At 38.6% G+C, this 24910-nt stretch carries 22 protein-coding genes, 1 other RNA gene and 1 other annotated feature; of the genes, 19 read left to right on the top strand and 4 right to left on the bottom strand.

Annotated elements, in window-relative coordinates:
- The first annotated feature begins 20 nt into the window (after window positions 1–20).
- Both tgt and yajC read left to right on the top strand, forming a co-directional pair.
- Window positions 21–1160, top strand: coding sequence for a tRNA guanosine(34) transglycosylase Tgt (tgt, locus tag V2145_RS01550; RefSeq protein WP_094911747.1), 1140 nt, complete (start codon window positions 21–23; stop codon window positions 1158–1160).
- Window positions 1161–1231: 71 nt separating this feature from the next.
- Window positions 1232–1495 (top strand): preprotein translocase subunit YajC, encoded by a 264-nt coding sequence (gene yajC / locus V2145_RS01555; protein WP_025908505.1) that lies wholly within the window; start codon window positions 1232–1234, stop codon window positions 1493–1495.
- Window positions 1496–1531: 36 nt separating this feature from the next.
- Here the strand turns inward: yajC and V2145_RS01560 are convergent, their stop codons facing one another.
- Window positions 1532–1915, bottom strand: a complete 384-nt coding sequence (locus tag V2145_RS01560) for a TIGR04086 family membrane protein (RefSeq protein WP_311856563.1) — start codon at window positions 1913–1915, stop codon at window positions 1532–1534.
- Between the two features lie 143 nt (window positions 1916–2058).
- Here V2145_RS01560 and V2145_RS01565 point away from each other — a divergent pair, with 143 nt between their 5' ends.
- Window positions 2059–2718 carry a DUF421 domain-containing protein gene (locus V2145_RS01565; protein ID WP_094910903.1) on the top strand — a complete coding sequence of 220 codons (660 nt, stop codon included), beginning with the start codon at window positions 2059–2061 and terminating at the stop codon, window positions 2716–2718.
- A gap of 28 nt (window positions 2719–2746) precedes the next feature.
- Here V2145_RS01565 and spoVB read toward each other — a convergent pair whose 3' ends face one another.
- Complete coding sequence (gene spoVB / locus V2145_RS01570; RefSeq protein WP_330987268.1) at window positions 2747–4297, bottom strand: stage V sporulation protein B; 1551 nt, start codon at window positions 4295–4297, stop codon at window positions 2747–2749.
- A 145-nt stretch (window positions 4298–4442) separates the two neighbouring features.
- On the opposite strand from spoVB, the gene V2145_RS01575 reads away from it, so the two are divergent.
- The 7 genes from V2145_RS01575 to dtd all read left to right on the top strand — a co-directional run bounded on the left by V2145_RS01575 (window position 4443) and on the right by dtd (window position 13911).
- Complete coding sequence (locus V2145_RS01575) at window positions 4443–4736, top strand: post-transcriptional regulator (protein ID WP_131888331.1); 294 nt, start codon at window positions 4443–4445, stop codon at window positions 4734–4736.
- A 114-nt stretch (window positions 4737–4850) separates the two neighbouring features.
- A complete protein-coding gene (gene secDF / locus V2145_RS01580) occupies window positions 4851–7085 on the top strand; it encodes a protein translocase subunit SecDF (RefSeq protein ID WP_094910900.1) in 2235 nt (744 codons plus the stop codon).
- A gap of 135 nt (window positions 7086–7220) precedes the next feature.
- Window positions 7221–8114: a cation diffusion facilitator family transporter gene (locus V2145_RS01585; protein ID WP_131888330.1), complete on the top strand. Its 894-nt coding sequence runs from the start codon at window positions 7221–7223 to the stop codon at window positions 8112–8114.
- Window positions 8115–8185: 71 nt separating this feature from the next.
- Window positions 8186–10528, top strand: a complete 2343-nt coding sequence (gene recJ / locus V2145_RS01590; RefSeq protein ID WP_131888329.1) for a single-stranded-DNA-specific exonuclease RecJ — start codon at window positions 8186–8188, stop codon at window positions 10526–10528.
- A gap of 15 nt (window positions 10529–10543) precedes the next feature.
- Complete coding sequence (locus V2145_RS01595; protein ID WP_025911735.1) at window positions 10544–11056, top strand: adenine phosphoribosyltransferase; 513 nt, start codon at window positions 10544–10546, stop codon at window positions 11054–11056.
- 193 nt (window positions 11057–11249) lie between these two features.
- On the top strand, window positions 11250–13448 hold the full coding sequence (locus V2145_RS01600) for a RelA/SpoT family protein (protein WP_025911733.1): 2199 nt from the start codon (window positions 11250–11252) through the stop codon (window positions 13446–13448).
- A 16-nt stretch (window positions 13449–13464) separates the two neighbouring features.
- Window positions 13465–13911 carry a D-aminoacyl-tRNA deacylase gene (dtd, locus tag V2145_RS01605; RefSeq protein WP_094910897.1) on the top strand — a complete coding sequence of 149 codons (447 nt, stop codon included), beginning with the start codon at window positions 13465–13467 and terminating at the stop codon, window positions 13909–13911.
- A gap of 50 nt (window positions 13912–13961) precedes the next feature.
- On the opposite strand, the gene V2145_RS01610 is transcribed toward dtd, so the two are convergent.
- The gene (locus tag V2145_RS01610; protein WP_131888327.1) at window positions 13962–14852 is read right to left on the bottom strand and encodes an N-acetylmuramoyl-L-alanine amidase; all 891 of its coding nucleotides are present in this window, start codon (window positions 14850–14852) and stop codon (window positions 13962–13964) included.
- A gap of 139 nt (window positions 14853–14991) precedes the next feature.
- Here V2145_RS01610 and V2145_RS01615 point away from each other — a divergent pair, with 139 nt between their 5' ends.
- The 5 genes from V2145_RS01615 (at window position 14992) to V2145_RS01635 (ending at window position 19863) form a co-directional block, all read left to right on the top strand.
- Window positions 14992–15168 (top strand): hypothetical protein, encoded by a 177-nt coding sequence (locus V2145_RS01615; protein WP_035321387.1) that lies wholly within the window; start codon window positions 14992–14994, stop codon window positions 15166–15168.
- A 130-nt stretch (window positions 15169–15298) separates the two neighbouring features.
- Window positions 15299–15532, top strand: a binding site (T-box leader).
- A 67-nt stretch (window positions 15533–15599) separates the two neighbouring features.
- Window positions 15600–16868 carry a histidine--tRNA ligase gene (gene hisS, locus V2145_RS01620; protein ID WP_330987269.1) on the top strand — a complete coding sequence of 423 codons (1269 nt, stop codon included), beginning with the start codon at window positions 15600–15602 and terminating at the stop codon, window positions 16866–16868.
- Window positions 16869–16880: 12 nt separating this feature from the next.
- The gene (gene aspS, locus V2145_RS01625) at window positions 16881–18659 is read left to right on the top strand and encodes an aspartate--tRNA ligase (RefSeq protein WP_131888325.1); all 1779 of its coding nucleotides are present in this window, start codon (window positions 16881–16883) and stop codon (window positions 18657–18659) included.
- Between the two features lie 46 nt (window positions 18660–18705).
- A non-coding RNA gene (ssrS, locus tag V2145_RS01630) (6S RNA) lies at window positions 18706–18885 on the top strand.
- A 210-nt stretch (window positions 18886–19095) separates the two neighbouring features.
- The gene (locus tag V2145_RS01635) at window positions 19096–19863 is read left to right on the top strand and encodes a tRNA threonylcarbamoyladenosine dehydratase (protein ID WP_094910892.1); all 768 of its coding nucleotides are present in this window, start codon (window positions 19096–19098) and stop codon (window positions 19861–19863) included.
- A gap of 82 nt (window positions 19864–19945) precedes the next feature.
- Here the strand turns inward: V2145_RS01635 and V2145_RS01640 are convergent, their stop codons facing one another.
- Complete coding sequence (locus V2145_RS01640) at window positions 19946–21211, bottom strand: replication-associated recombination protein A (RefSeq protein ID WP_330987270.1); 1266 nt, start codon at window positions 21209–21211, stop codon at window positions 19946–19948.
- Window positions 21212–21407: 196 nt separating this feature from the next.
- Between V2145_RS01640 and cymR the strand changes: the two genes are divergently transcribed.
- From cymR to V2145_RS01660, 4 genes are all read left to right on the top strand, one after another.
- A complete protein-coding gene (gene cymR, locus V2145_RS01645) occupies window positions 21408–21824 on the top strand; it encodes a cysteine metabolism transcriptional regulator CymR (protein ID WP_094910890.1) in 417 nt (138 codons plus the stop codon).
- 26 nt (window positions 21825–21850) lie between these two features.
- Window positions 21851–22993 (top strand): cysteine desulfurase family protein, encoded by a 1143-nt coding sequence (locus V2145_RS01650; RefSeq protein WP_311856580.1) that lies wholly within the window; start codon window positions 21851–21853, stop codon window positions 22991–22993.
- A 28-nt stretch (window positions 22994–23021) separates the two neighbouring features.
- Window positions 23022–24134: a tRNA 2-thiouridine(34) synthase MnmA gene (mnmA, locus tag V2145_RS01655; RefSeq protein ID WP_131888323.1), complete on the top strand. Its 1113-nt coding sequence runs from the start codon at window positions 23022–23024 to the stop codon at window positions 24132–24134.
- A 111-nt stretch (window positions 24135–24245) separates the two neighbouring features.
- Window positions 24246–24905, top strand: coding sequence for a tetratricopeptide repeat protein (locus tag V2145_RS01660; RefSeq protein ID WP_094910888.1), 660 nt, complete (start codon window positions 24246–24248; stop codon window positions 24903–24905).
- Window positions 24906–24910: the final 5 nt, after the last annotated feature.

Here is a 24910-nt window from a genome sequence, read left to right on the forward strand (position 1 = left end):
AACATGAAAGGAATACACTAATGACAGCTATTCGTTATGAACATATTAAAACATGTAAGCAAACCGGAGCACGCCTTGGTATTGTGCATACCCCGCACGGATCTTTTGAAACGCCGATTTTTATGCCAGTCGGTACGCTTGCTACAGTAAAAACAATGTCTCCTGAAGACTTAAAAGCAATGGGAGCAGGAATTATTTTAAGCAACACGTATCACCTTTGGCTACGTCCAGGTCATGAAATTGTGAAAAAAGCTGGTGGACTTCATAAGTTTATGAACTGGGATCGTCCTATTTTAACAGATTCAGGTGGTTTCCAAGTATTTAGTCTAAGCGATCTTCGACGTATTGAAGAAGAAGGCGTGCATTTCCGCAATCACTTAAATGGTGACAAGCTATTCTTATCACCTGAAGGAGCAATGGAAATTCAAAATGCACTTGGTTCAGATATCATGATGGCATTTGATGAGTGTCCACCGTATCCTGCTGAATATGATTACTTAAAACGTTCAGTGGAGCGTACAAGCCGCTGGGCTGAACGCTGCTTAAAAGCTCATAGTCGTCCGCAAGACCAAGGATTATTTGGTATTGTGCAGGGTGGAGAATTTGAAGACTTACGCCGTCAAAGTGCTTCTGACTTGGTTTCTATGGACTTCCCGGGTTATGCTGTAGGTGGGCTATCTGTTGGAGAGCCAAAAGACGTTATGAATCGCGTGCTTGAATTTACAACGCCTTATCTGCCAGCAGACAAACCTCGTTATCTAATGGGAGTGGGTTCACCAGATTCATTAATCGATGGTGCTATCCGAGGAATTGATATGTTTGACTGTGTGTTACCAACACGTATTGCACGTAATGGTACATTAATGACGAGCGAAGGGCGTTTAGTTGTAAAAAATGCCAAATATGCAGAAGACTTTGGCCCAATCGATCCAAACTGTGATTGCTATACGTGTAAAAATTATTCAAGAGCGTATATTCGTCACTTAATTCGTTCTAATGAAACGTTTGGAATTCGATTAACATCTTACCATAACTTATATTTTCTGCTAAACTTAATGGAGCAAGTCCGTGAAGCTATTCGCGAAGATCGCTTAGGCGATTTCCGTGATGAATTCTTTGATAAATATGGATTTAACGGACCAAATGCAAAAAATTTCTAGGTCATTACAGGAGTTTTTCATTTGAATATGAATAAGTACCTGTTGATAAATTGATTAAAGGAGGAGATTTTGTGGAAATTTTCCAAGCAATATGGCCATTACTTTTAATGTTCGCCATCTTTTATTTCTTATTAATTCGTCCGCAGCAAAAGCGTCAAAAAGCTGTACAGCAAATGCAGTCTGAGCTGAAGAAAGGTGATAAAGTCATCACAATCGGTGGAATGCACGCTTTAGTTGAGGCAATTGATGAGGGAACAGTTATTGTGAAAACAACAGACGGTTCTAAGATGGTATTTGACCGTGCTGCGATTCGTGAAATCCGTAGCGAAGCATAATATAGAAAAAGCTCCTACATTGCTGTAGGAGCTTTTTTATGCTGTTTTAGAACCTGATAAGTTGACTCCAATCACACCACCAAGCATAGCTACTAGTAAAAAGCCACCGTGGAATAGGAGCTGCTGAGCCGAAAAGAGCTCGTTATATCCAAGAAACTGTAGCATAAGCATAAGAACAGAGTAGATAAGACCCGTTGCTCCACCAATCATCCAACCCTTTGAGCCACTTTTTCCACCTGACATAAACCCGCCAATAAAGACTGCCAAAAAGGACAAAATAGCAATCCACAGTTGCAAAGCCTGCTCAGTAACAGACGAAAACTTTAACAAAAGTGCTAACAAAAGGCTGATGATAAAACCAATAATAAAGATAATCATTACGCCAAAAAAGACAGCGCTGCTCATTCTTTTTGCTTCCATTACGAAAACCCCCTTATATGTCAAACTCCACCCTTAGTACGAGCATATTCACAAAATGGAAGAAATAGACGCAAAAAAGTTCGTCTATTTTCCTTTGTTTAAACGAAAACTAGTCAGGAATGTCAAAGTACGGAGGTTTTTATATGGAGATCGTAACAATGGTATTTCGTACTATTTTGTTGTATCTTATCGTATTAGTCATCTTTAGGCTAATGGGGAAGCGTGAAATCGGTGAGCTCAGTATTTTAGACCTTGTCGTATTTATCATGCTAGCAGAGCTAGCGGTGATGGCAATTGAGAATACAAATGATCCATTGCATCATAGCTTAGTGCCGATGGTTACTTTACTGGTAATTCAGATTGGGTTAGCGCTTTGGTCACTTAAAAGTAATCGCATGCGCAATTTCTTAGACGGTCAGCCGACGGTGATTATTCAAAATGGCGAAATTCGTGAAAGGGAAATGCAAAAGCAACGCTATAACTTTAATGATTTACTCATGCAGCTTCGCGATAAAAATGTGAAGGATATTGCTGACGTTGAATTTGCTATTTTAGAACCTTCTGGCAAGCTATCCGTTTTTGAAAAAAAGAATAACACTGCTTCTTCTGGAAAAGAAAGCCTAAATTTACCTTACATTATTGATGGTGTAGTTCAAGAAGAGCATTTGGCACTGGATAACCGTACAAAGCTATGGCTTCGCCAAGAGTTAAAAAAGCTAGGTTATGAAGAAATAAAGAATATTTCATATTGCACCTACAATAATGGAACCTTTTTTGTGGATAAAGTAGATGAACCGAAATAAAGAAGATGAGCGTAGTTGCTCATCTTCTTTATTTCTTTTTAAATAGCCGTAAAATTGAAAAACGGTGAAGTTCTTCTTTCGTAACAAGCTTGAATAGCAATAAAAGAATAACGTATAAAAGGCTCGTAACTGCTATGGAGACCAACGTTTGTAGTACAAGTGGAAGGTTGGAGAATAAGTGTGTAAAGGCATACTGTCCAACCCATCCAGCAGCTAACATGACGATAAAGCTTTTTACATAATCCATGATTTGTAGTTTATACATAATTTGTTTCATAACAGTTGATAAATGAAGAAGAGTAACGAGCATAGTGCCAACTACAATAGAAAGTCCGGCACCCATAATACCAAGAGTAGGTTGAGAAGCTAACAAGAAAATCAGTGCAGTCTTCACAGCTGCACCAATGAAGCTGTTAATCATTGCAGCTTTGGCTAGGTCTAAAGCTTGTAAGGCGGCCTGTAGGGGTCCTTGAAAGTAAGAAAAAATAAAAAATGGTGCCATTACTTTAACAAAAATAGCTGCTTTATCTGATCCATACATCAATTCCATTACAGGGTTGGCAAATACGTATAATACAACAACGGCAAGTCCACCTGTTATAAAGGAAAGGCGCAATGCTTGATGAAGTCTATACTGAATTTGTTTCATCTGATTCTTTGCATAAGATTCACTGATAGCTGGGACTAGTGCTGTTGAAAGAGAAACGGTAATAAAGGACGGTAACATTAATAATGGAAGTGCAAAGCCTGTTAGTTCGCCGTACTGTTGAGTGGCGATGGTGGTTGCTACGCCGGCAATTGCCAAGCTTTTGGCTACAACAATTGGCTCTAAAAACCAAGAAACTGAGCCAATCATACGACTTCCTGTAGTGGGAACAGCAATGCGCATTAAATCATAAAAGGTATCTTTGCCATCACGCAGGGATTGAAAAAAGTTACGCCGGACGGTTAACTTCTTTTTTCGCTTAAACATATAGAACATATAAAATAAAGATGCTAATTCTCCAAATACAGAAGAGAGCATAGCGCCAGCAGCGGCGTATTCAATTCCATAAGGTAAGAACGCCTTTGTGCATACAGCGATTAAAGTGATACGAACGACTTGTTCAATGACCTGCGAATAAGCAGCGGGTTTCATTTGTTGAAGGCCTTGAAAATAGCCGCGGATAACCGATGAAATAGCGATAATTGGAATGACAGGAATAATCGCTAATAGTGGATATAAGGTACGCTCATCTGTAAAAAAGGTTTTTGCAATAATAGGAGCGAATACTATTAAACTGAACGTAAATATAAAACTCAACGTACACGTAATGCTTAAAGAAACAACCAGAATTTTTTTGATTTTGCGTTTGTCACCAAGCGCTTGTGCTTCAGCAACAAGCTTTGAAATAGCAACAGGTAATCCTAACTGAGTTAACGTAATAACGAGTACAAGAGTTGGAACAGCCATCATGTAAAGACCGACACCTTCGTTTCCGATCATTCTTGCAATAACAACGCGGTTAATAAATCCCAGAACTCTTGTAATCAATCCAGCTATAATTAAAATAATAGTACCTTGCAAAAATTTAGACATAGATCCTCACTGCCTTCTTGGACAAATTATAATTGACGTAATCCAATATATGCAGGGGATGTGTCCAAGCATGACAAGGAATCAAAGAAATAACAGAGAGCTTGCTTATATATTTTGCATGCGTGTGAAAAAAGGAGCCGTGAATATGAACTCGATAATATCAGATGAGCAAAAAGCTATCATTCAACCGGTAATTGAGAGTAAGTTAGAAGAATTTCATTTAATTGGTTACGAAGACGTAACGGAAGTGGAGCTGTGGGCGTATTTGAACCAAAAGAAGTGGAAAAAGCGTCAAGAATTTTCGTTGCATCAGGTTGTCAGTGACGTGTTGACTGTTAAGATTACTGATGTAATGAGCTATGTAACAATTGAATCTTATAAATCCAATATGTTCGAAACAGTTAGTGACAATGAGGATTGGAAAGAATTATTAAAGTAATGCAAATTTTATGGTTCGTCATTTGACAGACCCCCTAGTTATCGAAGATAATTAAGTTGGTATTTTACAGCGATTAGCTCATGTGTTTTACATAAGAAGGAGGATTTCTTATCGATGGTTAAAAGAGGACGTATCGTTACCTTTTTCCTCTTAGTACTTTTAATATTTGGTACAATCGGAACAACGGTTACAGGTATTGCGAAAGATATTAAGCTTGGCCTCGATCTTCAAGGTGGGTTTGAGATTTTATATGATGTAAAACCTGCTAAGAAGGGCGATGTCATCGACAACAGTGCACTTAAAAGCACAGTTGAAGCGTTGAATCAGCGTGTGAATGTGCTCGGTGTAAGCGAGCCTAGTATTCAAATTGAAGGAGATAATCGCATTCGCGTACAGCTTGCTGGTGTTACCGATCAGTCACAAGCTCGTGAGTTATTATCAACTGAAGCAAATTTAACCTTCCGTGATGTAAATGACAATATATTGATGGATGGTTCTGATCTTGCTCAAAATGGTGCCAAGCAGTCGTTTGATGAAAACAATCAGCCGAGTGTTTCGTTAAAGCTAAAAGATGCTGATAAGTTTAAAGAAGTAACAAAAAAAGTGCTAGATATGGCACCGAACAACTTATTGGTTATTTGGTTAGACTTTGAGGAAGGAAAAGATTCTTATAAGGCAGAAGCAGCTAAGCAAGATCCTAAGTTTTTATCCGCTGCAACTGTGAATCAAGTTTTCTCTCAAAAAGAAGTATCGATTACAGGTGGCAACTTTACAGTTAAAAGTGCTACAGAACTATCAGAGCTATTAAATGCAGGCTCTTTGCCAGTTAAATTAGATGAGATTTATTCAACGTCTGTCGGTGCTCAGTTTGGTGAAAAAGCTCTTGATATGACTGTTTTTGCAGGAGCGATTGGAATTGCTGCAATCTTTATTTTTATGATTGCATTCTATCGCTTACCAGGTATTATTGCAGTTATTACGCTGAGTTTTTATTTGTATTTAAACCTTTTAGTGTTTGACCTTATGCACGTTGTGCTTACGCTTCCAGGTATTGCTGCACTTATTCTTGGAGTAGGTATGGCAGTGGATGCTAATATCATTACATACGAGCGAATTAAAGATGAATTAAGAACAGGTCGTTCCGTTATGTCTGCTTTTAAAGCGGGGAATCGCCGTTCCATTGCAACAATTTTTGATGCAAACTTAACAACAATGTTAGCTGCTGTGGTGCTGTTTATCTATGGAACAAGTTCTGTTCAAGGATTTGCGACAACGTTAATGATTGGAATTGTACTAAGCTTTGTGACGGCTGTGTATGGAACAAGATTGCTATTGGCACTTCTTATTAACAGCCGCTGGTTAAATAAAAAGCCTCATTTGTTTGGTGTGAAAAAATCTGAAATTCATGATTTAAGCAAAGACGATGGGCAAACGGTTTTACCAACTGCTTGGGACCGTTTTGACTTTGTTAAAAACCGCAAGCGCTTCTTCGCTTTCTCTAGCGCACTTGTAATTGCAGGAATTGTTGCTGTTCTAGTATTCAAGCTGAACCTAGGAATTGATTTTGCAAGTGGAACCCGAGTAGAAGTGGCAAGTGATAAAGCTTTAACTCAAGAGCAGGTAGAAAAGGACATGTCTTCAATTGGATTAGACTCAGACGATGTGATTATCACAGGTGATGATAAAAAGACGGGAGTTGCCAGCTTTGTAGGTGTACTTTCACAAAAAGAAATTGCTGATTTAAAGGATTACTTCGGCGAAAAGTATGGCTCAGAACCTAACGTAAGTACGGTTTCTCCGACTGTCGGAAAAGAGCTAGCACGAAATGCAATGATTGCTGTATTAATTGCTTCCATTGGAATTATTATTTATGTAGGGTTCCGATTTGAGCTGTACATGGGATTAGCAGCTATTGTAGCTTTACTACATGATGCCTTTTTCATCATTGCGTTCTTTAGCTTGACTCGTCTTGAAGTTGATTTGACATTTATAGCCGCAATTTTAACAATCGTTGGTTACTCAATAAATGATACGATTGTAACGTTTGACCGCATTCGAGAGAACATGAAGAAGTTTAAATCAAAAACGTTTGAAGATTTAAAGTTTATCGTGAACTTAAGTTTGCGTGAGACGCTAACTCGATCTTTAAATACGATTATTACGGTTACCCTTGCTGTAGTAGCGTTATTACTATTTGGAAGTGACTCAATTTTAAACTTCTCTATCGCTTTACTAATAGGATTAATTGCAGGTACGTACTCATCGATTTTCATTGCCGCTCAGCTGTGGCTTGTGTGGAAAGGAAAACAGCTAGAACGTAAGAAAGTTGTTGAAAACGAAACGGAATAAATTAATGAAAAAGTGCACGGAATAACCCGTGCACTTTTTCTGTGTCTTCTCTTTCAATTCATATCATAAGCTTAGTAGCAAAAGAGAATTTTGGGAACGCTAATGAATACTGCTTTCTAGAAAGGGTGTGGAAAAGTGGACAATGAAAAGCGATTTAAAGAAGCGCAAACTGCAGCAGTGGTAGGAATGGTTGGTAATATTGTCTTGGCCATCATGAAATCAGTTGTAGGCGTCATGGCAAACAGTCGAGCACTCATAGCGGATGCAGCAAATTCCGTTTCAGATGTTGCCGGCTCACTTGTGGTTTTTATTGGTGTGAAAATTGCAAAGCAGCCACCTGATGAAGACCACCCTTATGGACACGGAAAAGCTGAATCAATCGCTGCTATTATCGTAGCCGTTCTTTTAGCCATTGTAGGGATTGAAATTTTAACTTCATCTTTCCAAGCATTCTTTAATCCAATAGAGCCACCTAAAATTTTTGCTATTTATGCTCTAGTTACGGCTATCATCATTAAAGAAGGATTGTATCGATACACATATCGTATTGGAAAGAAAATAAAAAGTGACGCTGTTATGATCAACGCACATGATCATCGTGTGGACGTCTTCTCTTCCTTTGCAGCGCTTGTAGGTATTGGGTCTTCTCTTATTGGTGATAAAATTGGAATAGAGTGGTTAGTATATGCGGACCCCCTAGCAGGATTAATTGTTTCTGTACTTGTTTTAAAAACAGCTTGGACACTAGGGGCAGAAGCTTTTCACAATACGTTGGATCATGTTCTTCATGAGGAAGATACTGCACATTTAAAAGAAATAGTGTTAGGTGTTGAAGGTGTTGAACGAATTGATACCCTTCATGCAAGGGAGCATGGTTACTATGCTATTGTTGATTTGCGCATTTCAGTCGATCCGTTTATTACGGTAGAAGAAGGTCATCAGATTGGAAAAGTAGTCAAAGAGCAGCTACTGGAAGAACCGAATATTCAAGGTGTATTTGTTCATATTAATCCATATTCAGAAAGTTAAGATTAAGCTCACTCATTGCCCCTTTGGACTGCCTTTAGTATAATTATGTGGGTTAAGGGGTGAGATGAGATATGCTACAGTCAAAGAAGCGTTGGAATGTAAAACATATAGATAATCCACTTGTTGATGAATTTGCAAAGAAACTCAATATTACACCTCTCGTTGCTTCACTGCTTATTAATCGAGGAATTCAAACGGTAGAAGAAGCCTCACAGTTTTTACATATTGAGGATGAATCTTTTCATGATCCATTTCTTTTAGAAGGTATGGAAGAAACGGTTGCACGTATTCGTCAAGCAATTGAAAACAATGAACGTATTATGATATATGGGGACTATGATGCTGATGGTGTAAGCAGTACGTCCGTTATGCTATCTGCTTTAGGTCAACTCGGAGCACAAGTTGATTTTTATATACCCAATCGTTTTACAGAAGGCTACGGCCCAAATGAACAGGCATTTAGACAAATTAGTGATGAAGGGTATGGTTTAGTCATCACAGTAGATACTGGAATTTCAGCAGTAAAAGAGGCAAAGCTAGCAGCTGAGCTGGGATTTGATCTAATCATTACTGACCACCACGAACCAGGCCCTGAACTTCCAGAAGCCTATGCAATTATACACCCTAAGCTTCCTGGTGGAGTTTATCCATTTAAAGAGCTAGCTGGAGTTGGGGTGGCATTTAAATTAGCACACGCTTTGCTCGGTGAAGCTCCTGAGCATTTATTAGAACTAGCTGTCATTGGTACAATTGCTGATTTGGTACCGCTAGTTGGAGAAAATCGACTAATAGCAAAAAAAGGCTTACGCTATTTAAAGAGTTCGACCCGACCTGGAATTGAAGCACTACTAAAAGTATGCAGCGTGAAGAAAGAAGACATTACGGAAGACACGATTGGATTTGCTCTTGCTCCAAGAATTAATGCTGTAGGTCGTCTTCAAGATGCAGACCCAGCAGTCGATTTACTGATGTCTGATCATTATGAAGAAGCAATTGAGTTAGCAAAAGAAATTGATAATTTAAATAAAGAACGTCAACAGATTGTTAATGAAATTACACAAGAAGCAATCAATACTGTGGAAGGTCTATACCCGCCTAGTGAGAATCCAGTCTTAATTATTGAAGGTGAAGGCTGGAACGCAGGGGTTGTTGGAATTGTAGCTTCTCGCTTGGTAGAAAAATTCTATCGTCCAACCATTGTGTTAAGTCTTGATCACGAAACGGGCTTAGCAAAAGGGTCAGCAAGAAGTATCCCTGGATTTGATTTATTTGCAAACTTATCAAAGAGTCGTGATATTTTACCACATTTCGGAGGCCATCCAATGGCTGCAGGGATGACGCTTGAAGCAAAAAATGTTGAGCTATTGCGTCAACGCTTAAATGAACAAGCGCAAGAAGTGCTAACCGAACAAGACTTCATTCCCATTACTTCGATTGATACAATATGCAAAATTGAAGATGTTACAATCTCTAGTATTGAAGAACTTCAAACACTCGCGCCATTTGGTATGCATAACCCTAAGCCAAAAGTTCTTGTTGAGCACGTTACGCCAACATCAATGCGTAAAATTGGGAGTGACAAAAACCATTTAAAGCTTGTTGTAGAAGATAATGGATTCTCTATTGACGCTGTAGGATTTGGATTAGGACATGTGTTAGATGAGGTTTCTCCATTAGCTAAAGTATCGTTAGTCGGTGAGCTTTCTATTAATGAATGGAATAATATGCGAAAGCCACAGCTTATGATTGAAGATGTAGCGGTCAGCGAATGGCAGTTATTTGATTACCGAAATTCATTTGATATGAAACGGTTTTTTCAAGAGATTTTTACGAAAGAAATGGACATTGTAACTTTTAATCCAAAGACCGTTCAAAAGCATGCAGCGATTTTGCCAATGGATCAAGTCGTTGAGATTTCGACAGATGAACAGGCTAGTCTATATAAGTCAGCTGATAAACAAATGGTTCTTTTAGATTTACCAGATTCAACACAGAGGCTAAACCTCTTGTTTGCTGAAGGACAGCCGGCTCGAGTTTACGCGATGTTCGTAACAGAAAGTGATAGTTACTTTGATACGATTCCAACGCGGGAGCATTTTAAGTGGTTTTATGGACTGCTAGCGAAAAGAAGTCCGTTTGACTTAAACCGTTATAAAGAAGAAATTGCCATTCACAAAGGCTGGACAAAAGATACAATTGATTTTATCTGCCAGGTGTTTTTTGAACTAGAATTTGTTACAATAAACAATGGTCTAATTTCGCTAGTGAAAAATAGTTCTAAACGTGATTTAATAGAGTCTGTGACTTATCGTAATAAACAGCAACAAATTGAAATGGACAAAAACTTTATTTATAGTTCATATGCACAGTTAAAAAGTGAGTTTGAGAAGCTTCTTGCAAGTGCGGATGAATGAGGAGGCAACATTAGAATGAATTTTAAAGATTATATTACAATTGTACCTGACTGGCCAAAACCAGGTATTAAGTTTAAAGATATCTCAACATTAATGGATAATGGTGAAGCGTATCGTGCAGCGACAGATGAAATCATGAAGTATGCAAAAGATAAAGAGATTGATATCATCGTTGGACCTGAAGCACGTGGATTTATCGTTGGCTGTCCGGTTGCATACGCGTTAGGTGTAGGCTTTGCACCGGTTCGTAAAGAAGGTAAATTACCTCGTGAGGTAATTAAAGTTGATTATGGCTTAGAATATGGAAAAGACGTATTAACAATCCATAAAGATGCAATTAAGCCAGGGCAACGTGTATTAATTACAGACGACTTATTAGCGACAGGTGGAACAATTGAAGCAACAATTAAACTGGTTGAAGAACTAGGTGGAGTAGTTGCTGGGATTGCGTTCCTTATTGAATTGTCATATTTAGATGGACGCGAAAAGCTAGAAGGATATGACGTATTTACATTAATGACGTATTAATGAATGGATGTATAATGAAACAGAGAAGTGCCTAAATGAATTAGGCGCTTTTTTGTTTAATACAAAGAAAGCAAAAGATTGAAATGTGACTTTATTTGATAAATTATTACCAAAGGCTTTACATCTCTATTAATTTTCATGATAATAGTTACAATATGAATTAATAAAAATGCTAGTTGATAAAGGTGATTTCATGGCAAATGAGCAAGTCCTAACAGCAGAACAGGTCATTGATAATTCGAGACGGTATTTGGATGAAGAGGATGTTGCGTTTGTTCAAGCAGCATATGATTTTGCAAAAGAAGCACATAAAGAGCAATATCGTAAATCAGGAGAACCGTATATCATTCATCCTATACAGGTTGCAGGGATTTTAGTTGATCTTGACATGGATCCAGCTACAATTGCAGCTGGATTCTTACACGATGTCGTTGAAGATACAGAGATAACGCTAAAAGATTTAGAGAAAGCTTTCAATTCAGAAGTTTCAATGCTAGTAGACGGTGTTACAAAACTTGGGAAAATTAAATATAAATCAAAAGAAGAGCAGCAAGCAGAAAACCATCGCAAAATGTTTGTTGCAATGGCACAGGATATTCGTGTTATTTTGATTAAATTAGCGGACCGTTTGCATAACATGCGTACATTGAAGCACTTACCACAAGAGAAACAGCGCCGCATTTCAAACGAAACGTTGGAGATCTTTGCACCGCTTGCTCATCGTTTAGGGATTTCAAAAATTAAGTGGGAGCTTGAAGACACAGCGCTCCGCTATTTAAACCCTCAGCAATATTATCGAATTGTAAACTTGATGAAGAAAAAGCGAGCAGAGCGCGAGCAGTATTTAGAAGAAGTTATTGATGAAGTCCGCGAGAACGTTGATGATGTATCGATTAAAGTCGAAATTTCGGGTAGACCAAAGCACATTTATTCAATCTATCGTAAAATGGCTCTTCAAAATAAACAGTTTAATGAAATTTATGATTTGCTTGCAGTGCGTATTATTGTAGACAGCATTAAAGATTGCTATGCGGTACTTGGTATTATCCACACCTGTTGGAAGCCAATGCCTGGTCGTTTTAAAGATTATATTGCAATGCCAAAGCAAAACATGTACCAGTCTCTTCATACAACCGTTATTGGGCCAAAAGGAGATCCATTGGAAGTTCAAATTCGTACTTTTGATATGCATCAAATTGCAGAGTACGGAATTGCTGCACATTGGGCGTATAAAGAAGGAAAGTCAACGGAACATGCATCTTTTGAAGAGAAGCTAACTTGGTTCAGGGAAATTTTAGAGTTTCAAAATGACGCTAATGATGCAGAAGAGTTCATGGAATCATTAAAAATTGACTTATTTTCGGACATGGTCTACATTTTTACGCCGAAAGGCGATGTGATTGAATTACCATCCGGCTCCGTTCCAATTGATTTTGCATATCGCATCCACTCAGAAATTGGAAATAAAACAATTGGTGCGAAAGTCAACGGAAAGATGGTTACGCTTGATTACCGGTTAAAAACGGGAGATATCATTGAAATTCTAACATCCAAGCATTCTTATGGACCAAGTAAAGATTGGTTGAAGCTTGCTCAAACATCTCAGGCGAAAAATAAGATACGTCAGTTCTTTAAGAAACAAAGCCGAGATGAAAATATTGAAAAAGGCAAAGAGCTTGTTGAAAAAGAAATTCGTCAAATGGAATTTGATGTGAAAGAAGTATTAACAACCGATAATATTAAACGAGTAGCCGAAAAGTTTAACTTTTCAAATGAAGATGATATGTATGCAGCAATTGGATATAATGGTTTAACTGCTGCTCAGGTTGCCAATCGTTTAACAGAGAAATGGCGAAAACAGCGTGATCAGGAGCAGGAAGTGCAGGTAGATGATCTTGCTCGAGATACAGCAGCAAAGCGTGTACGTCAGCATAAGCGCAAAGACTCTGGTGTTATTGTACCGGGTGTTGAAAATATGCTTATTCGTTTATCAAAATGTTGTAATCCAGTTCCTGGTGATGAAATTGTAGGATTTATTACAAAGGGGCGTGGAGTATCTGTTCACCGCGCAGACTGCTTGAATGTCCATACGGAGGATTCGGAAAATCGTTTAATTCCAGTTGAGTGGGAAACGCATATTAAAGAAGGTAAAGAATTTAATGTCGAGATTGAGATATCTGGATATGACCGTCGCGGCTTGTTAAACGAAGTGCTGCAAGCTGTAAATGAAACAAAAACCAATATTTCAGCTGTATCTGGACGATCTGATCGAAATAAAATGGCAACCATTAATATGTCAATCTCTATTCATAACATTAGTCATCTTCATAAGGTTGTTGAACGTATCAAGCAAATTCGTGATATCTATTCGGTTCGTCGTATTATGCATTAAGAAAGGTACGTGAAGAATGAAAGTTGTAGTACAGCGTGCAAAAGAAGCAAAGGTTACCGTTGAAGGTGAAGTTGTTGGTGAAATTAGCAAAGGCTTTATGCTCTTAGTAGGGGTTACGCATGAAGATGAAGTGAAAGATGCGGATTACCTTGCAGATAAGATAGTCAACCTACGAGTGTTTGAAGATGAAGCAGGGAAAATGAATCACTCATTGCTTGATATTGAGGGAGAAATTCTATCTGTTTCGCAGTTTACGCTATATGGTGATTGTCGAAAAGGAAGACGCCCAAATTTTATGGGAGCGGCAAAGCCAGACAAAGCGCTTGCGCTGTATAAGTATTTTAACGAGCAGCTAGAGAAAAAGGGAGTTCGTGTTCAAACCGGTTCGTTTGGAGCAATGATGGACGTTAGCTTTACCAATGATGGGCCTGTTACGTTAATTATTGAAAGCAAAGATAAATAAGTGATTAAAAAAGCGTCTGTTGCATCACGTGCAAACAGGCGCTTTTTCTATTATTGTTTGAAGTATTGCTGAATTCCTACGGCTACTTGATGAGAGACTCTTCGCTGATACTCAACGGAATTAATGTAGGTTTCTTCACGCTTATTACTTAAAAAACCTAGCTCTAATAAAATGCTTGGACGTTTATTTTCACGCAGCACGTAGTAGTCTCCAAAGCGCACTCCTTTATCTTTTAAATCACTTTGATTGACAAGTGAAGCATGAACAGAACCAGCTAGAAGCGAGTCTTGGTTGTCATGATAAAAGTACGTGATGAGTCCCGTTAAGCTGGAATCAGCGACACTGTTATAATGAATGCTGATATACAAATCAGCGCTGTTTGAAGCCAAGATACGATTGGACAGCTTTACATAGGAATCGTCTGTTCTTGTTAATTTTACGATGGCACCATTGTTTTGAAGCTCTTCTTGTACAAAACGAGCAGTTCGAAGTGTTAAATCCTTTTCATATGTACCTTGTGTACCTATTGCCCCCTTGTCTTTTCCACCATGTCCTGGGTCTAAAATAATGGTTTTCCCTTTTAAATCGTCTGTAGGTAGATTTTTGATAGCAGGTGTCGATTTTAGCTGAATCTGTTGCTGTGGAGAGAGGTTATTAAAATTTAACAATGCTGTATGTGGTTTAGAAATCCAGCCTTTAAGGTCTTGAAATTGAACAAAAATCCAATCTCCTTGTTGATCTATAACGTTCACCTCATCATGCTGTTTAAGTGTTGCTGCAATTGAAAAAGCTAAACCTGGTCCTGTTCGAACGTGTAAGGTATCCGCTGTAATAATCCTAGGTGAGAAGCGTGGAGATTCTGGATGATCGAAGGAAGAGAGACAAACGAGTATGATGACAGACAACAAGAAATAGAGTTTAGACGAGCGAACAAAAGCCATACATATTCCTCCTTTATCACAGACTAAGTAATTCGAGATTACGAAAAAAAATCCTTTCGTTTATGAAAGATGTCGACTTTTTTGGCAATGCTATAAAGAGCATATGTAGTGTAAAAGTACATGGAAAGAAGGGGTATACGTGAAATTTAGTGATAAAGGTGAGCATTCCTTTCAACAAAATCAGTCGCTTTTCGGCATGCAGTTCCACGACTTCGTAGATAAAGAAAAGGATGCTTCTTCAATTGAATTAGCGTCAGAATTTGGTTTGTCGCTTCGAGATGTACAAAAGCTTAGAAAACAGCTAAATCGTTCATAATTCATTTCGCTTCCAACTTACCAACAATTTATAGCCGTGAAGTTCTTGACAACTGTTCATTTCATTCGTAATATAGTAAACAATTGCTATATTTTAACGAATGGCTATTACATAGCTTAATTTTATATGAATAGAGCCTATGATAAAGAAAAGTAGTTGAGATGACACATGGAGAGAGAAAAAGTGCCTTGGGCTGAAAGCATTTTACATGATGACTCAATGAATGAACACTTTGGAGGTTTCGCTCTGAAAGCATGGTTAGTAGGAGTTGAACGGTTTCGTACGTTAACGAATGAGTGGAAGTATGCAGCATGGTATGCTTCAATTAGGGTGGTACCACGTGATTTAAACTCTCGTCCCTACTAGTTGCTAGTAGAGATGAGAGTTTTTTTGTTATAGAAAATGAAGTTATAGGAGGCATATGACGCTTTATGTCAGTTCAAATACCAAGAGGAACTCAAGATATCTTACCAGGAAAAGTAGAATACTGGCAGTTTGTTGAGCAAAAAGCTCGTGAAATCTGTCGTGCATTTAACTACAAGGAAATTCGTACACCGATGTTTGAACATACTGAGCTATTTCAGCGTGGTGTGGGAGAAACAACGGATATCGTTCAGAAAGAAATGTATACCTTTAAAGATCGCGGAGATAGAAGTTTAACGCTTCGTCCAGAAGGAACTGCTGCTGTTGGACGTTCTTACGTAACGCATAAAATGTTTGGGAATCCAAATCAACCAACGAAGCTTTTCTATATTGGCCCAATGTTTCGATATGAAAGACCGCAAGCGGGACGCTTCCGTCAATTCGTTCAGTTTGGTGTTGAAGCACTTGGTGTGAATGATCCAGCTATCGATGCAGAAGTGTTGGCGCTTTTAATGAATTTTTACCAATCCCTAGGTTTAAAGAAGCTAAAGCTAGTTGTAAACAGCTTAGGAGATACAGAAAGTCGTCAAGCGCATCGTCAGGCGCTAATTAATCATTTCTCTCCGCGAATTGGTGAGTTTTGTAGCGATTGTCAAAACCGCTTGCACAAAAATCCACTTCGCATTTTAGATTGTAAAAAAGATCGTGATCACGAGCTTATGCATACGGCACCATCTATCTTAGAATATTTAAATGACTATTCAAAAGAATACTTTGAAAATGTACAGCAATACTTAACGGACTTAGACATTGAGTATGTTGTTGATCCAACGTTAGTTCGCGGGTTAGATTACTATAATCACACAGCATTTGAGCTAATGAGTGAAGCTGAAGGATTCGGTGCTATTACTACGCTATGTGGTGGAGGACGCTATAACGGACTAATTCAGGAAATCGGTGGTCCTGAAACACCAGGTATTGGATTTGCTTTAAGTATCGAGCGCTTACTATCAGCCTTAGAAGCTGAAAGCATTGAGCTTCCGGTAGAAAAGGGTATTGATTGCTATGTTGTTACGCTTGGGGACGCAGCGAAAGCAAAATCAGTGGCGCTTGTGAATAAACTTCGAAAAGCGGGCTTTGTAACAGAAAAAGACTACCAAGATAAAAAAGTAAAAGGCCAATTTAAATCTGCAGATCGCTTAGAAGCAAAATATGTAGTGGTCCTTGGAGATGACGAGTTAGAAAAAGGCGTAGCTAATGTGAAAGATATGGCATTAGGTCAGCAAGAAGAAGTGAAGTTAGAAGAGCTAGTAGCTTACTTACAGAACAAAGCTTAAGGAGGAATAGTCATGACAAAACGTTCATATTACTGTGGTGACGTAACGGAGACGGTCATCGGTGAAAAAGTACTGCTAAAAGGTTGGGTGCAAAAGCGCCGTGACTTAGGAGGATTAATCTTTATTGATTTACGTGACCGAGGAGGTTTAGTACAAGTAGTATTTAACCCTGAGGTGTCGAAAGAAGCGCTTGAAATCGCTGAAACTGTTCGAAACGAGTACGTATTGCAGGTTGAGGGTGAAGTAGTAGGTAGACAAGAAGGTACGATTAACCCTAACTTGAAAACAGGGAAAATTGAAATTCACGCTGAGCGTATCACAGTATTAAACGAAGCAAAAACGCCTCCATTTGCTCTGAATGATCAAACAGATGTATCAGAAGATGTGCGTTTAAAATATCGTTACCTAGACCTTCGCCGTCCGGAGATGTTTTCAACACTAAAGATGAGAAGCGATATTACAAAGACTATTCGCAACTTCTTAGATGACAACGACTTTTTAGATGTAGAAACACCGATTCTAACAAAAAGTACCCCAGAAGGTGCACGTGATTACCTTGTACCAAGCCGTGTGCATCCAGGAGAATTTTACGCGCTTCCACAGTCGCCGCAAATATTTAAGCAGCTGTTAATGGTAAGTGGTGTAGAACGCTACTACCAAATCGCGCGCTGCTTCCGTGATGAAGACTTACGTGCGGATCGCCAGCCAGAATTTACGCAAGTCGATATTGAAACTTCTTTCTTAACACAAGAAGAAATTATGACAATGACAGAAGAAATGATGTCAAAAGTAATGAAAAATGTAAAAGGTTTAGATATTCAGACACCGTTCCCACGCATGTCTTATGATGAAGCGATGAGTCGATTTGGCTCTGATAAGCCGGATACGCGATTCGCTATGGAGCTTGTCGATTTATCTGAACTTGTAAAAGACTGTGGGTTTAAAGTATTCAGTGCTGCAGTAGAAAGCGGCGGTCAGGTTAAAGCAATCGCTGTTAAAGGAGCTGCTCAGAATTATTCTCGCAAAGATATTGATGCGTTAACAGACTTTGTTAAGATTTACGGTGCTAAAGGCCTTGCATGGTTAAAAGTTGAAGCTGAAGGACTAAAAGGACCAATTAGTAAATTCTTTAATGAAGAAGAACAAGGGCAGTTTATGAACACGTTACAAGCAGAAGAAGGGGATTTATTATTATTTGTTGCTGATAAAAAATCAGTAGTAGCAGATGCATTAGGTGCACTTCGCTTAAAGCTTGCTAAAGAGCTGGGCTTAATTGATGAGTCATTATTCAATTTCCTATGGGTAACTGATTGGCCACTTCTTGAGCATGATGAGGAAGAAGGTCGTTACTATGCGGCTCACCATCCGTTTACAATGCCAGTTCGTGAAGATTTACCTCAGTTAGAAACAAACCCAGGTGCCGTTCGCGCTCAAGCATATGATCTTGTTTTAAACGGCTATGAGCTTGGTGGCGGATCACTGCGTATTTATGAGCGTGATATTCAGGAGCAAATGTTCAAAACGCTTGGCTTTACCCTTGAAGAAGCGCATGAACAATTTGGCTTCTTACTTGAAGCGTTTGAATACGGAACACCTCCTCACGGTGGAATTGCATTAGGACTTGATCGTCTGGTTATGCTTCTTGCTGGACGTACAAATCTTCGCGATACGATTGCGTTCCCGAAAACAGCGAGCGCAAGCTGTCTATTAACAAACGCACCGGGTGAGGTAAGTGAGGCTCAGCTTGTGGAATTGAATTTAGATATTCGAAAAACAAAAACAGAAGCATAATATTGCAAAAAAAAATCTTCTGTGATAAGATACTTTCAAGAACAATAGAGTCCTGATATGTTCGTCTTTACAACAGTTTTGACCGAACAATTTGTTGCTTGGGAATTCGGAGTTTTTATACAGCGTACATGCCTTTTCTAAGGACTTACAATGTGTAAAACAGAGTACCCACCTGCTGAGAGCGGGTTCAAAACAAAAGCACTAAGACGGCATTATTGGGACTAGCGTACATAAAAACCTTCTCTGTTTTAGATAGAGAAGGTTTTTTTATGAGTTTTTAATACGTAACCCGATAGACATGCTTGCTTTTGAAGAAAAGTGTGTTATAGTCTAATTCGTATAAAAACCATTATGCAAGCATTTACGATGGTAGAAAAACTTGAAAAGTACACACTATTAAAAAAGTGTTGAAATAGAAAGGCGGAGTGTTTAAACAATGTTGCATCAATTTTCACGTAATGAGCTAGCGATTGGAAAAGATGGCTTAGCAACTTTAAAAGGCAGTACAGTAGCTGTTCTAGGTATTGGAGGCGTTGGTTCATTTTCGGCAGAAGCGCTTGCTCGCTCAGGAGTTGGACGATTAATTTTAGTTGATAAAGACGATGTGGATATCACAAACGTTAATCGTCAAATTCATGCTTTATTATCAACAGTAGGGAAACCAAAGGCAGATTTAATGCGCGATCGAATTCTTGATATTAATCCAGATTGCGAAGTCATTTCGTTAAAAATGTTCTATACAGAAGAAACATATGAGCAGTTCTTTAGCTATGACCCTGACTTCGTGGTTGATGCGTCTGATACTATTTCATATAAAATTCATTTGATGAAAGAGTGTCTAAGACGAAATATTCCGGTAATCTCAAGCATGGGCGCTGCTAATAAAATGGACCCAACTCGCTTTAAAATTGCTGATATTTCCAAAACCCATACAGATCCAATTGCGAAGGTAGTACGTACGCGACTGCGTAAAGAAGGAGTTCGCAAAGGAATTAACGTTGTCTTTTCGGATGAAAGACCAATCGTTATTCGTGAAGAAATTCGTAAAGAAGTAGGAAACGATGCAGCCGAAATTCGCAAAGCTAAAATGCCACCATCATCAAATGCATTTGTTCCTTCTGTTGCCGGTTTAATCATGGCTGGACATGTTATTAATGAACTGTTAGCAGACGTAACAATTAAACGTGTTGGTGACGATAAGTAAGAAAAAAAGCCCCATTAGGCTCTGAATTTTAAAAATAAAGTTTATCTTTATCTTTTAAAACCTGGCCTCTTTGGGGCTTTTATTATGTGGATAAATTCTTATAAACCTGTGCTAATGCTTGTTCAAATTTTCCTGTTCTTTTTGGTTCATAATAGCGTTTATTCTTTATTTTATCAGGAAGGTATTGCTGTTTAACCCATCCACTTTCAAAGTCGTGAGGATATTGATAATTCTGTGCTCTCCCAAGCTTAGCTGCTCCTTTATAATGGCCGTCTTTTAAATGATTGGGAACCTCACCAGACAAGCCTTTTTTTATATCAGCAATAGCAGCGTCAAGTGCTTTGTAAGCTGAGTTTGACTTTGGTGATAAACAAAGTTCAATGACGGCAGTAGCTAGCGGTATACGTGCTTCTGGAAGTCCTAGCCTCTCAGCTGATTCAATGGCGGATAGCGTTCTTGCACCGGCTTGAGGGCTTGCTAGTCCAACATCTTCGTATGCAATGACTAAAAGTCGTCTGTTAATGCTTATTAAATCACCAGCTTCAATCAGTCTTCCTAAGTAATGAAGAGCGGCATTCACATCACTTCCTCGAATGGATTTTTGAAATGCTGAAAGTACATCGTAATGAGCATCTCTATCTTTATCATGGGAAAAATATTTTTGCTGTAAGCACTGCTCAGCAATCTTAAGCGTGATATGAATAAAGCCTTCCTCATTTTCGTCCGTAGATAAAATAGCAAGTTCAAGGGCATTTAGAGCGGAACGAACATCGCCGTTACAGCTCGTTGTGAAGTGAAGCATTGCATCATGATCAACCTGAACATTCTGATCGCCATATCCGCGCTCTTTATCATGTAGTGCTCTGGTTAAGGCTTGTTCAATATCATCCGGTTCTAAGGGTTTTAGTTCAAAGATTTGACACCTACTTCGAATCGCTGGGTTAATCGCATGATAAGGGTTACTGGTAGTAGCTCCAATTAACGTAATAAGTCCATTTTCCAAATAAGGAAGTAAAAAGTCTTGTTTCCCTTTATCTAACCGATGAACTTCATCCAATAACAAGATTACTTTGCCAGACATTTTTGCTTCTTCAGCTACAATTTCCATATCTTTCTTATTATTCACAACCGCATTTAGCTGCCGGAAAGCTATTTTGGTTGTTTTTGCAATAGCTGTAGCAATAGACGTTTTTCCTACGCCAGGCGGGCCGTACAAAATCATTGAACTCAAGTGGTTGGCTTTGACCATTCGATAAATCATTTTGTCTTTTCCAACAAGATGCTGTTGTCCGATAATTTCGTTGATAGATTTAGGGCGCATGCGAAATGCAAGTGGGTTATTATTCATACACTGACCTCCTTTTAGGATTGGATATGTAGTTTTTCTTTACTGTATCATATCTAAAAAAGTGTTGAAATTTATCTCATAGGGATAGTATGATATAATGTCAACAGTATAACGTTTTTGAATGGGCTATTTTAATTTGAAACAATGAACGACCTATTATAAACACCTTTATTGAATATAAGAAGGAGTGGAGAAGATGAAAATCTCGACAAAAGGACGCTATGGTTTGACAATTATGATTGCATTAGCAAAACGTTTTGGTGAAGGACCCATTTCATTGAAAACAATTGCTCAAAACCATGACTTATCAGAACATTACCTTGAGCAGTTAATTTCCCCTCTTCGTAATGCAGGCCTTGTGAAAAGTGTTAGAGGTGCATACGGTGGCTATATTTTAGCACATGAACCTGCAAATATTACAGCAGGAGACATTATTTCGGTACTAGAAGGACCAATCAGTCCAGTAGAAGGGTTGGAAGACGAAGAGCCAGCTAAAAGAGAGCTGTGGATTCGCATTCGTGACGCGGTTAAAGAAGTGTTGGATAGTACAACGCTTGAAGATTTAGCGAATCATTCAGATGGCGAACAAGAATCATACATGTTTTATATTTAATTTGCTGATTTAGGAGGAGTTTTTAGTTGGAGCGTATTTATGTAGACCATGCAGCCACGTCTCCTGTACATCCAGCGGTTGTTGAAAGAATGACGACGTTTATGCATGAACATTTTGGGAATCCGTCAAGCATTCATCACTATGGACGAGAAAGCCGTAGATATCTAGATGAAGCGCGTCAAACAATTGCCAGCAGTATTGGAGCACGTGAAAATGACATTATCTTTACGAGCGGTGGAACAGAAGCAGATAACATGGCGTTGATTGGTGTTGCGCTTGCGAATAAACATCGTGGCAATCATATTATTACTACATCTATTGAGCATCATGCTGTCTTGCATACCTGTCAGTTTCTAGAAGAACAAGGTTTTGAAGTGACATATCTACCGGTTGATGAAACTGGGCGTGTATCCATTGAAGATATTAAACGCTCATTAACGGATAAAACAATTTTAGTTTCAGTTATGTATGGCAACAATGAGGTTGGTACAATCCAACCAATCTTAGAAATTGGTGCACTGCTAAAAGAACATGGTGCTTATTTCCATACGGATGCAGTGCAAGCTTATGGATTAATTTCTTTAAATGTGCAACAATTAGGTGTCGATCTTCTTTCTGTTTCTTCTCATAAAATCAACGGACCTAAAGGAATTGGCTTTTTATATGTTGCTCCACACGTTGTGCTTTCACCGCTTTTATTCGGAGGAGAGCAAGAGCGAAAGCGTAGAGCGGGTACAGAAAATATGGCAAGCATTGTTGGGTTTGAACAAGCTGTTCGCATTGCGCAAGAATCATTAAAAGAACGCGCAGTTCAGTATAAGCAGTTTAAAGAACGAATGATGCAGATACTAGAAGAGGAGCAGGTATCGTTTAACGTCAATGGTAATGTCGATTATGCTTTACCACACGTACTGAATCTTTCTTTTGAACGTGTAAACGTAGAATCCATGCTTGTGAATCTAGATTTAGCAGGAATTGCTGCATCAAGTGGATCAGCTTGTACAGCAGGAACTGTTGATCCGTCTCACGTACTTGTCGCAATGTTTGGCAAAGAATCTGATCGTATTACCTCTTCAATTCGCTTTAGCTTTGGCTTGGGTAATACGATGGAGCAAATAGAAGAATTAGCTCGTAAAACAGCAACAATCGTAAAGCGATTGGCAAAATAAAAGAACACGTTTATTGGAGGTGACTAAGTTGACGAAAGCACCAAAAGATACGCGTGTTGTTGTTGGAATGAGTGGAGGAGTAGACTCTTCAGTTGCTGCTCTTTTATTAAAACAACAAGGTTATGATGTAATTGGAATCTTTATGAAAAACTGGGATGATACGGATGAAAATGGCGTATGTACAGCAACAGAAGATTACAATGATGTCATTCGCGTATGTAATCAAATCGGTATACCATACTATGCAGTCAACTTTGAGAAACAATATTGGGATAAAGTATTTACGTATTTCCTTGATGAGTACAAAGCAGGTCGTACGCCAAATCCTGATGTTATGTGTAATAAAGAAATTAAATTTAAAGCATTTTTAGAACATGCGATGACGCTTGGAGCAGACTATTTAGCAACAGGTCACTACGCGCAAGTAGCGTATCGTGATGGTGAGTACAAAATGCTTCGCGGAGTAGACAATAACAAAGACCAAACGTATTTCTTAAACCAGCTTGGTCAAGAGCAGCTCTCAAAAGTGATGTTTCCACTTGGAGGAATCGAAAAATCCAAAGTGCGTGAGATTGCGAAAGAAGCGGGACTTGCGACAGCTACTAAGAAGGATAGCACGGGCATTTGTTTTATTGGAGAACGCAATTTCAAAGAGTTTTTAAGTCAGTACCTTCCAGCTCAGCCTGGTCTTATGCAAACGTTAGATGGTGAAGTAAAAGGAAATCATGATGGCCTGATGTATTATACAATCGGTCAACGTCACGGGCTTGGAATTGGTGGAAGCGGAGAGCCTTGGTTTGCTGTTGGTAAAGATTTAGAAAAGAATGTTCTTTATGTTGATCAAGGGTTTCATAATGAACTGTTATACTCAACGTCTATTACAGCAACTAATGTTAGCTGGGTAAGTGATCGTGAGTGGAACGAGCCGCTTTCTTGTACAGCTAAATTCCGTTATCGTCAAGAAGATAATGAAGTAACGGTTGAAAAGCTAGACGAAAATACGGTTAAAGTACTTTTTAAGAAACCAGTTCGTGCCGTAACGCCAGGACAAGCTGTTGTATTTTATAACGGTGAAGAGTGTCTAGGTGGAGCTACAATCGATAATGTGTATAAAGATGAAGAGCAGCTTTGGTACGTGTAATACGAATCCAAAGGCTTTTTAACGAAACCTCGGCTCTGTAGAGCGGGGGTTTTGTTATGATATACTACTAGTAATGGGATAAACTAATAAAAAACAACGGTGGAGTGAAATATGACAGATAAAAATCAATTAGGTATTCAATATATGCAAGATGGAAAATTTGAAGAAGCAGCAAAAACATTTTCAGAAGCAATTGAAGAAAATCCAAAAGATCCAGTTGTATACGTAAACTTCGGCAACCTTTTAGCCGCAGTTAGCGAAACGGATCGAGCACTAAAATTTTATGAACGGGCAATTGAAATTGATGAGGAAACAGCAACTGCTTATTATGGTGCTGGTAACGTGTACTTTAACCTTGAGCAATTAGAACAAGCGAAGCATTATTTTGATTTAGCTATTAAAAAGGGCTTAAATTCTTCAGATGCGCATTTTATGCTTGGCTTAACACTATTTCATTTAGAACAAACAACGTATGCTCTGCCTTATTTAAAACGAGCAGTAGAGCTCAATGAACACGATACAGAAGCCAGATTTCAGCTTGGACTTTGTTTAGCTCAACTGGAAATGGTAGATGAAGCGGTAGAAGAGTTACTTCGCGTTGTCCAAGAAGATGAAGAACATGCTGATGCTTACTACAATTTAGGCGTAGCTTATGCGATGAAAGATGATAAAGATAAAGCTATCTCAATGTTTGATCAAGCATTAGAAATCCAACCAGATCATCATCTAGCAGCAAATGGTAAAAATGTTCTTTCAATGATGGAACACTAAGAAGT

Origin of the sequence: Priestia sp. GS2, assembly GCF_036409025.1 — a bacterium.
GTDB classification, from domain to species: domain Bacteria; phylum Bacillota; class Bacilli; order Bacillales; family Bacillaceae_H; genus Priestia; species Priestia aryabhattai_A.